Source organism: Planctomycetaceae bacterium (genome assembly GCA_041398785.1).
Classification (GTDB): domain Bacteria; phylum Planctomycetota; class Planctomycetia; order Planctomycetales; family Planctomycetaceae; genus JAWKUA01.
Window position 1 is genome coordinate 13,615 of sequence record JAWKUA010000014.1, and the last position, 14,353, is coordinate 27,967.

The following is a 14,353-nucleotide window of genomic DNA, read 5'->3' on the forward strand; positions in this document are numbered from 1 at the left end:
CCTTTCTCGCGCAAATCTCGCACGTTAATCCCGGAGCCCGGAGTTCACGACTTTCCCCATGCCCGAGGAGCTGGAATGAACAGGTATCTTCTTGCTGCAACACTTTCAGCGACGGTTTTGTGTGGTCTGCATGCCAGAGCCCAGGATGGCGAACGCGGTTCCCAAAACGCGACCATTGATTCTGCACTGGCAAATCCCAAAGTCGGCCTGTCCGTCAACAAGCCGCAGGCGATGGCCGGCTATGTTCTGGTCGCACCGATGAATTCCACGTCGACCTACCTGATCGACAATGAAAGCCGGGTCGTCAACGAATGGAAAAGCGACTACACACCCGCGCTAAGCGCCTATCTGCTGCCGAACGGGCACCTGCTGCGACCCGGTGCCGAAAGAAGGTTTCCCGGCGGCGGGCCGGGGCGTCCCGCAGAACCGGGCGGACCCGATCGACCCGATGGTCCTGACGGCGATCGTCGCGGTCCGGAGGCTCCCGGTGAACCGGACAGACCGGACGGTGATCGTCAGGGGCCGGGTGCCGCCGACGGTTTTGGTCCGGGCGGATTTCGTCCGGGAGGACCGGGTGGAATTGCTCCGGGAGCGGGTGGTCGAATTCAGGAATTCGACTGGGACGGCACTCTGGTGTGGGACTTTTCGTTCACGGAGACATTCCGCGATACGAAGTACTCCCGGCTGCGCCCTCACCACGACATTTGCCCGTTACCCAATGGCAACGTGCTGGTTGTCTGCACTGATCCGCACACGAAGGAAGAATCGATCGAAGCCGGACGCCTGCCGACGATTGCTCCCGAAACGCTGCAGGCCGACGCCATTCTGGAAATCAAACCCGCCGGCAGGGACGGAGGCGAAGTTGTCTGGGAATGGTATGCCTGGGATCACCTGATTCAGGAAGTTCACAAAGAAAAGAGAAACTACGGCGACGTTTCAGAACATCCGGAGCTGGTCGACATCAATTTCACCAGCGGGATGATGGATCGCATGATGCAGGATCCGGAACAGCTCGCCAGGCTGCGTTCCCTGGGGTACGTCGGCGGCGGCACGGCAGCGCCTCCGCCGGGAGCAGCACCGGACGGCGCCGGTGGCCGTGACGGACAGAATCCGCCCACGGACGGCGATAGTCGCGGGTCAGGTCGCGGCGGGCCAGGTCGCGGCGGGCCAGGCGACGGTGGCGACTGGATGCATGTGAACTCCGTCGCGTACAACCCCAGGCTCGATCAGATCATGATCAGTGTGCATGAATTCAGCGAAGTATGGATCCTCGACCACAGCACGACGACCGACGAAGCGGCTTCACATTCCGGCGGCAAGTCAGGGAAGGGCGGTGACCTGCTGTACCGCTGGGGAAACCCAAGAGCCTATCGCAGCGGAACGAATACGGACCAACAGCTCTTCGCTCAGCATTGTGCTCACTGGATTGCCGACGGCCTTCCCGGCGCCGGAAACATGCTGGTCTTTAACAACGGCGGCAATCGTCCGGACGGAACGTATTCGTCCGCGGATGAAGTCGTCCTGCCTCTCGCGGATGACGGCACGTACGAAAAGGAAGAGTACGTTGCCTTTGAACCGTTCCAGGCCGAGTGGCGATTTGGTTCGAAGGACACGCCCGAGTTCTTTTCGATGCTGATTTCGGGCTGTCAGCGTCTTCCCAACGGCAACACATTCATCTGTTCGGGCACTCAGGCTGTGCTGTTCGAAGTCACGCCGGATGGAGACGTGGTCTGGGTTTACAAACATCCGGGTGCCGGCTTTGGCTTCGGACCGGGCGGCCCCGGTTCCATGTTCCGCGGGCTCGTGCCCGGCTTTCTGGCGGGAATGCTGGGTGTCGACGAAGATCAGCAGGCGAAGATCAAGGCTCTACAGGACGACGTCGACATGAAGCTGAAAGACCTGCTGAGCGAAAGTCAGTTCAGGCAGCTCAACGCAGACAATGGGTTTCCCGGTCCGCCAGGCTTCGGTCCTCCCGGTGGCTTCGGACCTCCTGATGGTGCCGGACCTCCCGACGGACAGAGCCCTGATGGAAGAGGCCGTCGTGGTCAGGGGCGCGGTGGACGCGGGCGAGGCGGATTTCCGGCACCTCCCCGTGTCGGCGAAGTTCTTACTGAAGCAAGGCAGAAGGAACTGGAGCTGACGGACGAGCAAACGGCAAAGCTGGCGGAGATTCAAAAGGACGTCACAGCCCGGCTGGACGCGATTCTGACGGACGTTCAGCGTAAGCAGATCAGCGACATGGAAAACATGTTCGCCGGCGGAGGCGGACCGGGCTTTGCACCTCCGGGCTTTGGTCCTCCCGGCGGCGGCGGTCGCGGCTTCGGGCCTCCCGGTGGTTTCGGCGGACCGCCTCCCGGCTTCGGTCCCCCCGGTGCAGGCGGTGACAACGGCGGCGGTCCAGGGCGCGGGTTCGGCGGACCGGGGCGTCGCGGGCCGGGCGGTCCCGGTGGTCCCGGCGGAATTTTTCGGGCCTACAAATACGCCGCGGACTACACCGGATTGCAGGGTCGTGATTTGACGCCCGGCAAAAAGCTGAACGAACAGGTCGAGCAATAACATGAATCCGGATCATTCATTGTCGCTGCTTGATTCGGCGATTCTGAGTTACATCGGACCGGGAGCCGGTTTTGCACTGGCCGGCTCCTTCCTGGCGATCTTCGGCGCGCTGCTTTCGGCCGTCTCGATGATTCTGTTCTGGCCGATCAAGCGTCTTATTCGCGCCTTCTTCCGAAAGCGTCCGCCGAAGAAGCCACGATTCAAACGAGTCGTTGTGCTGGGACTGGACGGACTGGACTACGGTCTGACGTCAAGATTGCTGGACGAGGGCCGGCTGCCGAATCTGGCGAGGCTGAAACAGACTGGCAACTTCAACGCGCTGGCAAGCACACTGCCGCCGATTTCACCGGTGGCGTGGTCGTCGTTTCAGACCGGTGTGAATCCCGGCAAGCACAACATCTTCGACTTCCTCACGCCGGACGAAAAGACTTACCAGCCGAAGCTGTCGTCGGTGGAGATTCGATCCGCAACACGATCGATCGGAATCGGCCCGCTAAAGTTCTTCACCTTTCAGAGACCAGACGTGCGCATGCTTCGCAAGAGCAAGCCGTTCTGGAGTGTTCTCAGCGACTACGGTGTTTTCAATTGCGTCATCCGGGTACCGATTACGTTTCCGCCCGAGAAGCTGAACGGCGTGCAGCTTTCCGCGATGTGCGTTCCCGATCTTCGCGGAACGCAGGGGACGTTTTCGCAATTCACGACTCGTGACGCTTCCGGCAACGAAAAGACCGGCGGCGAGGTTCACTACGTCAAGCGAATCGGCGACACCGTTTCCTGCGAATTGCTCGGACCACCAAACCCGAACAAGCCGGCTGATGGCGAGATGCGGCTGCCGTTTACCGTGAAGGTCAGCGGTGACGACTCCGCAACTTTGATGATCAATGGTGGCCGGCACAAGCTGAAGCTCGGCCAGTATACGGACTGGATCACCGTGAAGTTCCGAATCGGAAGGGGTTCATCGATTCAGGGCGTTTGCCGGTTCATGTTGTTGTCGGTCGCGGACGAATTCAGTCTGTACGCCACGCCGATTCATATTGATCCGGAGAACCCGGCGATGGCGATCGGCTATCCCAGGGTCTATCCGATCTATCTTGCCAAACGGCAGGGGCCGTACGCGACTCTGGGACTGGCCGAAGACACGTGGGGGCTCAGTGAAGAAGTTCTGGAAGACCAGCACTTCCTGCAACAGTGCCGGGACATCGACGTCGAACGCGAAAAGATGTTCTTCGACGGTCTGGACAAAGTGCCCGAAGGCTTTTGTGTCTGCGTCTTTGACGGAACTGACCGGATGCAGCACATGTTCTGGCGTTATCTTGACGAATCGCATCCGGCTCGACCGCCGCAGGTTCCGGCAGCGTTCGCCACGGCCATTGAAGACCTCTACTCGCGCATGGACGATCTGGTCGGGCGCACGCTGTCCCGATGCGATGACGACGATACGCTGCTGCTGGTGATGTCCGATCACGGTTTCAACACTTTCCGACGCGGTATCGACCTGAACCGGTGGCTTGAAGTCAACGGTTACCTGGTTGTCGACGACGACGCGAGAAGGACCAACTATCTGGCCGGAATCGACTGGTCACAGACGCGGGCCTTCGCGATCGGCCTGACCGGCATCTTCATCAACCTCAGAAACAAATTCGACCAGGGAATCGTCGCCGACGAAGACGCCGAATCGCTCCGTGAGGAAATCGCGGGCAGACTGCGGGGACTCGTCGATCCGCTGACCAATTCCAACGCCATCAAATCGGTTTACCAGGCAGCCAGGGCCTATCGCGGTCCATTTCGACAGAATGCCCCCGACCTGATTGTCGGATATTCCAAAGGTTATCGCGTGTCCTGGGACGCCGCAGTCGGCCGAACAGGCACCGAAATCTTCAGCGACAACAAGAAGGCGTGGAGTGGCGATCACTGCGTCGATCCGTCGGTGGTGCCGGGAGTTCTGTTTTCGAACCACGCGATCGAAACAGCCAATCCGCGTCTGTTGGATCTGGCGCCAACGATTCTGGAGATGTTCGGCTGCCCGGTGCCGGACTACATGGACGGGCGAGTGCTGGAAATCGGCAAGCGCAGGGAGGTCACGCCGGTTGATTCCGCGAATCAGCAGAAGGCGGACGTCGCATGAACGATCCGAAGACCGATGCCGGCCGGATCAGCCGGCGCACACTGATTTCGGGAGCCGCGCTGGCCGCCGGCGCTGCGGGAATCAGCGCGGCCAGCTATTTCGTCGGCGGTCCGAATCGCGTTTCGCGAAGTCTCGGAAAGAAAGTCATTGTCATCGGCATCGACGGCATGGACCCGCGTCTCAGCAGCGCGATGATGTCTGCGGGCGAACTGCCGAACCTTTCCAAAATGACGGCCGCCGGCGGCTTCAGGAAGCTCGGTACCAGCATTCCGCCGCAAAGCCCCGTCGCGTGGTCGAACTTCATCAACGGCAGCGGTCCGGGTTCGCACGGCATCTTCGACTTCATCCACCGACACCCGCATGACCAGTGTGCGCCGTTCTTCTCGGCAGCGGAGACGCTGCCCGGTGAAGGCTTTATCGAATGGGGCGATCATCAACTGCAGTTGGATTTCTGGCCTTTCGGTCACAAACCGCCGCAGACAGTGCTGCGCAGGCAGGGTGTACCGTTCTGGGATTATCTTGATGCGAAGAAGATTGACTCCGTCTTCTATGACCTGCCTTCCAACTATCCGCCCAGCCCGTCGCAATACGGGCACCACAAGTGTATTTCCGGCATGGGCACACCCGACATGCTGGGCACCTATGGAACGTATCAATACTTCAGCGAAGACTCGCCGGACGAAGGACTGGAGGAAGGCGGCGGCATTCGAACCCGGCTGAAGTTCGACGGCGATTCCGCGCGATCGAAAATCGTCGGCCCGCCCGATGCCCTGCGAAAGAACCCGAAGCCGCTGGAAATCACGTTCGAGATACACCGCGACCGCAACTCCGGCGCGGCGCTGATTGAGATTCAGGGCCGGCGAATCATGTTGCGTCCCGGTCAATGGAGTCACTGGATCCGCCTGGACTTCGCCGTCTCCACTCCGAAACCGCTGCCCGCTCAGCACGCCAGCGGCGTCTGCCGAATTCTTTTGCAGGAGATCGCGCCGAATTGCCGGCTGTATGTGACTCCCATCAACGTCGATCCGTCCGACCCGGCTGTGCAGCTTTCTGAACCCGCCGACTTCATCACCGATGTCTCCGATAAACTGGGACTGTTTTACACGACCGGTTTTCAGGAAGACCACAAGGCGCGGTCCAACGGGATCTTCAACGATGACGAGTTCCGGCGGCAGGCAACGCATGTGCTTGAGGAGCGGCTCGCCCTGTTCGAGTACGCCGTCGAAAACTACGAAGACGGACTGCTGTTCTTCTATTTTTCCAGCAGCGACCTGCAGTCGCACATGTTCTGGTGGGACGAATCGGACGGCAATGCCCGGCACCCGATGATGAGCAGCCCGGAAGCCGCCGCCCGCTTTCAATATGTGAAGGATCTCTACAGGCGGCTCGATTCGATCCTCGGCGACATCAATGACCGATACGGCGGTCGGGCGACCATTTTCGTGATGAGCGACCACGGGTTCGCCAACTTTGGCAGGCAGTTCAACCTGAATTCCTGGCTGCGCGACTTCGGCTACCTCAATCCGCGCGAATGCACCAACGTGCTGGTCGACGGTGACTGGTCGCGAACGCGAGCCTACGGGCTTGGCATCAACGGCCTGTATCTGAATCTGAAGGGCCGCGAATCCGAAGGCATCGTGGAACCCGGCGAAGAGCAGGAAAAACTGCTCCGGCAACTCTCGGCGCGGCTTCGCAACGTCCGCGACTTCAACGGCAACAGGGTGATCCGCAACGTCTATCGCGCTGATGAGATCTACTCCGGCAACGCAACCGCCCTGGCACCGGACCTGATTATCGGTTATGCGCGCGGCTATCGGGCGTCGTGGGAAACCTGCCTTGGCGAACTGACGCAAGACACGCTGCTGGACAATACATCGGCATGGGCCGCCGATCACTGTGCCGATGCGCTGGAGGTTCCCGGAGTGCTGTTCTGCAACAAGACGATCGACAAGACCGATCCCTCGCTTGTCGATATCGCACCCGGCATCCTGCAGGAGTTCGGATTGCCCGTGCCCGACACCATGTCCGGTTCAGGCATCTTCAGATCATAACTTCCAACACTGACGCATGGCTCACGGAGACCGAAATGCCCAAAACAACAATTGACGACGGCCTTTATGAACGAGCCCGCAGGGCCGCTCAGAAGGCTGGTTACAGCAATGTCGACGAATTGATCCGAACTGCGATTGAAAACGAAATCCGAAAGATCGGCGAAGACGACGATGCGGAAAGCCAGGTCGCCGATCAGCTCCGCGGACTCGGCTATATCGAATCGGGCAACCGATGATCACACAGATCGTCATCTGGTTAAACACACTCGCCAGCGCCGCCGGTTCGGTGCTGCTCGCGCCCGTGCAGTGGCTGCCGGGCTGGCTGTCATCAACGATCATCGGCATCGTGACCGGCGTATTGATGCTGGTTGTCTTCAAGTACACGTCGAACCAGTCCGGCATCAAAAGGACCCGGGACGCGATCAAAGCCAACATGCTGGCGCTGTCGCTGTTCAGGGACAACATCCGCGTCAGCCTCCGGTGCCAGGCCGGACTGCTGGCCGGAGCCGCAAAACTGCTGCTGTTTTCGCTCGTTCCGATGGCTGTGCTGACTGTCCCGATGATCCTGGTCCTCGGACAGATGTCACTCTGGTACCAGGCACGTCCCTTAGCCGCGGACGAAGAATCCGTGGTCACCGTGCAGTTGAAGGAAGATGCTGCCGACGCGGTCAGCACGATCCGCATGACGTCGACGGACACGGCCACCATCGTAACCGGCCCCGTCAGAATCCCGGGCAGACATATGGTCTGCTGGAACCTGACTCCCGCGAAAGTCGGCGTCCACGAACTTCAATTCGACGTGGCCGGCGAAACCTTCACCAAGCAATTCGCCAGCGGCCGCGGATACGAACCGGTCAGCATCAAGCGTCCGTCGAGAGTTCTTGGGGAACTGCTGATGCATCCCCGAGAAGCGCCGTTTCCTCCGGATTCCGTCGTTCAGTCCATCGAAGTCACGTATCCGGACCGCGACGGATTCTCATCCGGCACCAACAACTGGGTGATTTACTGGTTCATCGTCTCCATGATCGGCGCCTTCGCCGCGAAACCGTTTCTGAACGTCAACATCTAACCCAGGTCCGCAGACAGGCAGACAACCGTGTCAGAATCGAAAGAAATCATCGTCGTTTCCGGCCTGCCGCGATCGGGCACATCACTGATGATGCAGATGCTGGCGCTGGGCGGAATCGAACCGCTGACCGACGAAATCCGCACGGCCGATACCGACAACCCGAAGGGCTACTTCGAGTTTGAGCGTGTGAAGAAGATCCGGGAAGACAAGCAGTGGCTTCCCGATGCTCGCGGCAAAGCCGTGAAGATGATCTCTCAGCTTCTCTACGACCTGCCCGCCACCGAATGCTACAGGATCATTTTTATGCGCCGTGACATCGACGAGATCATCGTTTCGCAGGAAAAGATGCTGCAGCGGCGCGGTCAGCCGGTTCCGGAACGGGACGCAATGAAATCGGCCTTTGCCAGACACCTCGACAAGCTGCTGCAATGGATCCCGGCTCAGCCCTTCATGAGTCTCCTTGAAGTCAGCTACCACGACCTGCTCAATGCCCGAAACGATGCCGTCAGACCAATCGCTGCATTCCTTCCGCTGCCGCTGAACATCGACAAGTCGCTTTCGGCAATTGACACGTCGCTCTACCGCAACCGCGAAGCAGCCTCTTCCTGACAAAGCGCAAAGACCATGGTGGCTTCCGAACCGCCTCGGCTGAGCCTTCGGGAAGCGACAAGGCCCAGCGGCGAGGCCGAACGGCGAGGCTGTCAGTCCGACAGGATACGACAGCCTTTGCTGGTGGCTTTCAGGGTTTTGATCAGTTCCTCGGAGACACCGGTTCCTCGCAGGTTGATCAGCTTGAGGCTCGGCAGGGGCTTGCACTGTTTCAGGTGCACATCTTCGACATGGGTGCCTTCCAGATTCAGGGTTTTCAGCTTGTGGCATTCGGCGAGGTATTCGAATCCGACTACCTGGACACCCGTGTTCTTCAGTGAGACCTCCTCGATCTCCGGAAGATAGCGAAGGCTTTCAAATGAGTAGCGTTCCGGGATTTTGGCCCCTTCGAAATTGATCGTCGTGACCACAAAGTCCGGAGCCGGAAAGTCGTTTTCTTCGGCCAGTCGTTTGATCTGTCTTAGCGAACTGCTGCCCGTCACTTCGGCTCCCCATTTAATATAGCCAATCAGTGTGCCGTCCCGATTCCCGCAGCCGAAGGTAATTTTAGGGTGCTTCCGCCTGAGCTGGGCGATGAATTCTACGTGCCGACGTCCGTGGTGGTCGGGCGTGGATGCAGGTCATTGACGTTCGGAATCCTGCGTCAGGGACTCCGTGGTGCAACTTGATGTTTCCAGAGAATAGCTGTGGAATAGAGAAAAATCACGAATCCCGCGCCTCTGACGACCGCGGAATTTTCCGAAGTCGACATCGGTGTGCCGCTTTGGCAACATGACCGCTGCGGTCGACCAATACTTTCATTTCCCGTCCACCTGCTCGTCGGTCGGCGGTCAGTGAAGTGGCCGGGGCAACCCGCACCTTTCTGCCCGCGCGACTGCGGCCCGAATCTGAATGCTTCGGGTTTCGGCATTGATGCAGCAGGGTTCGGTCGTCCTGAATATCGAATGATTCAAATCGCGGTGATCATGAATGAGCAGACGAAAACTGACATCAGCCGAAAAGCGCAGGAAGAAGGAACGCAAGACCGCGTTCATGACGGTGTTCATCAACGGTAAGCAGAGGCGTGTACGACGGCCTCAGATGATTGACGGTTTGCCGGTTGATGAATTCATTGCCCAAAACGTCGATCCGGTCTGGCTGCACGAAAACGGGATGTGGGAGCTTCTTCCCGTGGATAACGAATCCAGTCAATGATGCAGGTGTTCGCAGTCAATCGAGCTCGCTCGCCTTGAATCGGTTGATCTCAGGTGCGGCGGAGATGAACGAAACCTCGCAGTCACAGGAAAAGAGCATCCATGGTCAAGGATCTGACGAAATCCCTTTCTGACGCCATCTCAAGTTCGATTCGAGCCTCAAAGTTCTGCTGCGGAGGAACGATCCCGCAGTCAGATCCCGGGATTGAGGTCAAAGACGTCGGGGTTCTCAAGTTTCCGCTGAAACCGAAGGCGGTCAAAAGCCTGGTCGAACAGTGTCAGATCGCTCCGTTTGGCAAGGGCACAAAGACGCTTGTCGACACGAAGGTTCGTAAGACGTATGAGCTGTCACCAGATCGCTTTTGCGTGAGCGACGAGTGGACAGCGAAGGTCGCTGATGTCGTCGCCGGCGTTGCGTCGGAACTGGGACTTCCGCCGGACAAATTGCAGCCCGAACTCTACAAACTGCTTGTGTATAAAGAGGGCGGTTTCTTCGTTCCGCATCGTGACAGCGAGAAGAACGATGGCATGGTCGCCAGTCTGATCATCGCCCTGCCGAACGAGTTTCGCGGAGGCGCTTTGATTGTCAGGCATCCCCCGTCACAGGAAATGAGATTTCCGTTTGAGGAAGCGGCCAACGGCAATGTCGCAAGCTATGCCGCGTTCTATGCGGACTGTGAGCACGAAGTCAGGCGAGTTGAGAGGGGAGTGCGTGTTTGTCTGTGCTACAACCTGACTCTGCGTCCGTCCAAAACTGCTCGTGGAAAACGCAAGTCAGGTGAGCAGGATGGCAATCCGCTGGCGGCGTCCGTGCGCTCGTGGTTTGCGGTTCGTCCTTCCGCGCCGCTCGTCTTTGCTCTGGAGCACCAATACACAGAGCGAGGTCTTTCGGGAAGCCTGCTGAAAGGCGTAGATCGCTCGCTCGCTGATCTCGTGACCTCCGTTGCCGAAGAAGCCGACTGCCAGGTTCACCTGGCACACGTTTCTCGTCATCTGTGTCAATTTGCGGACGATGGCAGCTTTCAGGACTGGGATCGCTACGGCCGGCGCAGTCGCTCGCGGACGGGCCGAAAACTTGAGATCGGAGAAACATACGAGGATGAGTTGCTGGGAACCCAATGGACGAATCTCTCCGGAAAGAAGCAGCCATGGGGAGACCTGCCCCTGGAACTGACCTCGATCGTTTCGGAGATTCCCATCGATGGCTGGAAACCGACCTCAGAAGAATACGAAGGCTACACGGGAAACGCAGGCAACACGCTCGACCGCTGGTATCACCGCACGGCCGTCGTGATCTGGCCGACATCCCAACACTACAATGTGCTGGCGTCCGCCGGCCATGCGGTCTGCATCCCGCTTTTTCTCAAGCTGATGTCGAAACTGGCCAGGGCGGCAAAGTACCGAAAGGAAAGTGTTCGCTCCGACTGCATCGCCTTCGCGCGAGCCATCATTTCGAATTGGCCAACTGTCTACGAGCGACATCGGCAGACGCGGGTACAAGACGACACTCAATCCCTGCTGGATCAGTTTCGCGACCAACTTGTCACTCTCAACGACCGGGAGACCATCGTCGAGCTGTTGTCGCAGGTTGCCTCGCGCGACCAGACGCTCGGCCTGAAAGCGTTGATACAGCACGCGTGCCGGGAATTTGGACTGCCCTCGATCGCAGCCGGGCTCCAGGCACTTTTGACTCCGCCGCATGACCTTTACAGACGCATTGATCTTCCGGTGCGAAACGTGGAATGGCTGGCTGCCGTCTGCGAGTTGTCGCAGAAGGACGATGTGGCCCGAGACGTTGCACGCGATCTCTGCCGCAAGGCTGTCTCATGGTTCTGCGTCCCCATCCCCAGGCAGCGCTATTATGGTTATCGCGACGACGCTCGCACCAGGACGACAGCAGAGGCCGCGTTGCCGCGACTCCTCAAAGCCCTGCTGAACTGCGACTGCAGCAATGAAGTCGCGAGTGTCATTCAGTTTGTGGAATCAAACCCGGGACAGTTCACTCTGGAACATGGTCACGTGCCGACTCTCATAAAACTCGTCCCCTGGTCATTGAAACGATTTGGCCGGATTCCGGAGCCAATTCAGGACTGGCTGACGCAGGTTCGGCAGCAACTGGAAACAGCAACGGCCCTCGAACCTCAACCGCCGGCCGACTGGACGCACCCGTCAGACGTCTCCTGCCAATGCAGATTCTGCGACCAACTGAGTGCGTTTCTGAGAGACCCCACCGCCGAAGTCGGCCGAATCCCCGCCCGCGAGGACATCCGTTCGCATTTGATCCAGCAGATCTCTCAACAGCAATTCGACGTGACACACACCATCGAGAAGCTGAAAAGCCCGTACTCCCTCGTCCTGACCAAAACGCAGGATTCGTTCCAAAGAACCCTCAAGCGATATCAACTGGACACAAACCTGCTGGCGACCCTGCCGAAGTCAGAATGAAAAGACCCGGGTCTGATGGAGGCGGGAGTACACCAATAGAACTTTTTCTGACCGGGGTCAGCAGAATGGAGTGTCCTGCTAAAGAGTTGCTTCAGGCGATTTCTACGCTGTTTTCACCACCCGATAAAGCCCCCGCATGAGCGATACAACGAAGGAGCGAAACCGACGTTGTGCCGATTCACATTGACTTAACAATCACCGGCGTGTATACTCAATGTATCTACTCGTCGTGTCAGGAGGAACAGGAATGTCAACGATTCAGAAGTGGGGTAATAGCCTCGCAATTCGAATCCCGCAGACGCTCGCCAGGCAACTTTCGGTAGAAGAGGGAGCTGCCGTCGAACTGCAGGTTCGGAGTCGCGAATTGGTAATCCGGCCGATCCGGGCCAAGAAGCTCAGCCTTCATGAGTTGCTGAAGAACTGCCGCCCCTCGCAATTGCACGGCGAAACCGATTTTGGTGCCGACGTCGGTTTTGAGGTGGTCGAGTGAAACGGAAGACACCGAACTATATGCCTGATCGCGGCGACCTGGTCTGGATTACGTTGAATCCGATTGCTGGGCATGAGCAGGCTGGTCGTCGTCCGGCGATAGTGATCAGTCCTCGAAGCTATAACCGCAAAACGGGCTTGTGCGTCCTGTGCCCGGCTACGCGGCAGGCGAAGGGTTACGCCTTTGAAGTGGAGATCTCGAACCCGGACGGCACCACAACTGTGGTGCTGGCCGATCATCTGCGGAATGTCGATTGGAAGGCACGCAACATCCAGTTGATTCGTCGAGTCTCCGAAGCGGAGTTGTATGAAGTCGTATCGCGAATCGACGCCTTGCTCGTTAGCCCGGATGTCTGACGACCTGCCTTAACCGGTAGACAGGAGCTTTCACTACGTTCGCATAACAGCCCGTCCATGATTCTCGTAAAAAAGACCCGGGTCAGTTCACCTGAACTGACCCGGGTCTGATGGAGGATAGGGGACTTGAACCCCTGACCTCTTGCATGCCATGCAAGCGCTCTCCCAACTGAGCTAATCCCCCGGAAGTTCCCGAATCCGACACGATGTGGCTCGTCCGGGTTCGGGGCGGTTGGCACGCTATCAGTCGATTCCGGCACTGTCAAGGTGTGCGGTTGGACGATTTGGTGCGGAGCCAGACGAAGGCCGTCACGAAAAGAATGAGCACCAGGACCGTGATCGTGACGATGTCGGCGAAGGTCCGCGTTACCTTGAGTCCCGGGACCTGGTTGAACAGCAGTTCGGTGTAGGACGACTCCCCGGCATGGATTCCCATCCGGCGGCGAATCTGAAAATGCCAGTCGGCGCAGGCACAGTAACCCCAGCCCTTCCAGGCCCCCATCACCAGCCAGGAAAACAGCGTCATGCCCATCGTGACGAGGTGCAGTTTGCGGGTCTTCGGCCAAATCCAGCCGGTCAGGTTGAAGACGATAAGTGTGTTGTGAATTACGAAGAACGCTATATTCAGGAATGACAGCATGAGGTTCTCCGTGTCGTTGCATCGCGTGAAGCGGGTCACATCTCCGGCGTTTTTTTCGGCGTCCGGCCGTGGATGATCCGGGTGCCGTACGCGGCATTTCGTGCGACGTGACATGGATGCGGTGACCGCGTTTTGACGGAATCCGGGTTCCGACGCACGCGATCGAATACCAGCGAATCCTGCGTCCGGGAGTTCAGTGCGGCGAGCCGGCGAGTCGTTCAACCAGAAAGCGTTTGAAGAGCACGTTGTTGCGTTTTACTGTTTCTACCCTGATATCAGTGAAGCCGAATTTGTGAAACAGCGGCCGGCTGAAATGGCTGGCTTCGGCGTGGAGCCGGGGGATGCCGATATCGGCTGCGTACGAAATGACGTGCGCCAGCAGCCGGCTGGCGATACCTCGGCGGAAGCTGTCGGGCCGCACGTAGACGGACGCAACGTGGCCATCCTCTTCGACTCCACAGAATCCGCGAATTCCGGCCAAATCCTCGGCGACAAATGTCGCGGCGGTCGCGACAAACAGGGGAAAGTTGTCGGCGTCGGCGAACTCTGCCCAGGCGGTGACCTGGCGACGTGAATACGCCTGAGGTCCGAGCGTCAGGACGGCGTCGCGGAAGACGGTACACAGTTCCGGCAGATCGCGTAAGTCGGCTCGTCGAATGTCCATGAGCGGGCAGCGGCGTAACTGAGCAATGCGGGCGGGGAGGACGGACCGGACGTACATCCCGTGCGGCCGGTCTCCGGAGTGTACCGCGACGCTCGGTTTGGGGAATCCCGCAGGATTCGGACAAAATCCTGAAGAACTGCGGTCCCGCGGAGCGT

At 58.8% G+C, this 14,353-nt stretch carries 13 protein-coding genes and 1 tRNA gene; 10 read left to right on the forward strand and 4 right to left on the reverse strand.

The annotated features are described in order from the left end of the window. Positions 1–75 precede the first annotated feature (75 nt). The 6 genes from R3C19_16490 to R3C19_16515 are packed head-to-tail and all read left to right on the forward strand — an operon-like array spanning position 76 to position 8,410. On the forward strand, positions 76–2,556 hold the full coding sequence (locus R3C19_16490) for an aryl-sulfate sulfotransferase (GenBank protein MEZ6061945.1): 2,481 nt from the start codon (positions 76–78) through the stop codon (positions 2,554–2,556). Position 2,557: 1 nt separating this feature from the next. Continuing rightward, positions 2,558–4,681 (forward strand): alkaline phosphatase family protein, encoded by a 2,124-nt coding sequence (locus tag R3C19_16495; protein MEZ6061946.1) that lies wholly within the window; start codon positions 2,558–2,560, stop codon positions 4,679–4,681. Beyond that, the gene (locus R3C19_16500) at positions 4,678–6,732 is read left to right on the forward strand and encodes an alkaline phosphatase family protein (GenBank protein MEZ6061947.1); all 2,055 of its coding nucleotides are present in this window, start codon (positions 4,678–4,680) and stop codon (positions 6,730–6,732) included. Before R3C19_16495 ends, R3C19_16500 begins: the two co-directional genes overlap by 4 nt. Positions 6,733–6,767: 35 nt before the next feature. Further along, the gene (locus R3C19_16505; protein MEZ6061948.1) at positions 6,768–6,968 is read left to right on the forward strand and encodes a hypothetical protein; all 201 of its coding nucleotides are present in this window, start codon (positions 6,768–6,770) and stop codon (positions 6,966–6,968) included. Continuing rightward, positions 6,965–7,801: a hypothetical protein gene (locus R3C19_16510; GenBank protein ID MEZ6061949.1), complete on the forward strand. Its 837-nt coding sequence runs from the start codon at positions 6,965–6,967 to the stop codon at positions 7,799–7,801. Before R3C19_16505 ends, R3C19_16510 begins: the two co-directional genes overlap by 4 nt. A gap of 27 nt (positions 7,802–7,828) precedes the next feature. Continuing rightward, positions 7,829–8,410, forward strand: coding sequence for a sulfotransferase family protein (locus tag R3C19_16515; protein MEZ6061950.1), 582 nt, complete (start codon positions 7,829–7,831; stop codon positions 8,408–8,410). 92 nt (positions 8,411–8,502) lie between these two features. On the opposite strand, the gene R3C19_16520 is transcribed toward R3C19_16515, so the two are convergent. Next, positions 8,503–8,892: a hypothetical protein gene (locus tag R3C19_16520; protein ID MEZ6061951.1), complete on the reverse strand. Its 390-nt coding sequence runs from the start codon at positions 8,890–8,892 to the stop codon at positions 8,503–8,505. Positions 8,893–9,379: 487 nt separating this feature from the next. Between R3C19_16520 and R3C19_16525 the strand changes: the two genes are divergently transcribed. The 4 genes from R3C19_16525 (at position 9,380) to mazF (ending at position 12,894) form a co-directional block, all read left to right on the forward strand. Further along, complete coding sequence (locus tag R3C19_16525) at positions 9,380–9,604, forward strand: hypothetical protein (GenBank protein ID MEZ6061952.1); 225 nt, start codon at positions 9,380–9,382, stop codon at positions 9,602–9,604. 101 nt (positions 9,605–9,705) lie between these two features. Further along, positions 9,706–12,048 (forward strand): 2OG-Fe(II) oxygenase, encoded by a 2,343-nt coding sequence (locus R3C19_16530; protein ID MEZ6061953.1) that lies wholly within the window; start codon positions 9,706–9,708, stop codon positions 12,046–12,048. 247 nt (positions 12,049–12,295) lie between these two features. Then, positions 12,296–12,538: an AbrB/MazE/SpoVT family DNA-binding domain-containing protein gene (locus tag R3C19_16535; GenBank protein MEZ6061954.1), complete on the forward strand. Its 243-nt coding sequence runs from the start codon at positions 12,296–12,298 to the stop codon at positions 12,536–12,538. Between the two features lie 20 nt (positions 12,539–12,558). Next, a complete protein-coding gene (gene mazF, locus R3C19_16540; protein MEZ6061955.1) occupies positions 12,559–12,894 on the forward strand; it encodes an endoribonuclease MazF in 336 nt (111 codons plus the stop codon). 111 nt (positions 12,895–13,005) lie between these two features. Here mazF and R3C19_16545 read toward each other — a convergent pair. The 3 genes from R3C19_16545 to R3C19_16555 all read right to left on the reverse strand — a co-directional run bounded on the left by R3C19_16545 (position 13,006) and on the right by R3C19_16555 (position 14,198). Beyond that, a tRNA-Ala gene (locus tag R3C19_16545) sits at positions 13,006–13,078 on the reverse strand. Positions 13,079–13,156: 78 nt separating this feature from the next. Further along, positions 13,157–13,534, reverse strand: a complete 378-nt coding sequence (locus tag R3C19_16550; protein ID MEZ6061956.1) for a DUF2784 family protein — start codon at positions 13,532–13,534, stop codon at positions 13,157–13,159. A 193-nt stretch (positions 13,535–13,727) separates the two neighbouring features. Next, a complete protein-coding gene (locus R3C19_16555) occupies positions 13,728–14,198 on the reverse strand; it encodes a GNAT family N-acetyltransferase (protein ID MEZ6061957.1) in 471 nt (156 codons plus the stop codon). Positions 14,199–14,353 lie beyond the last annotated feature (155 nt).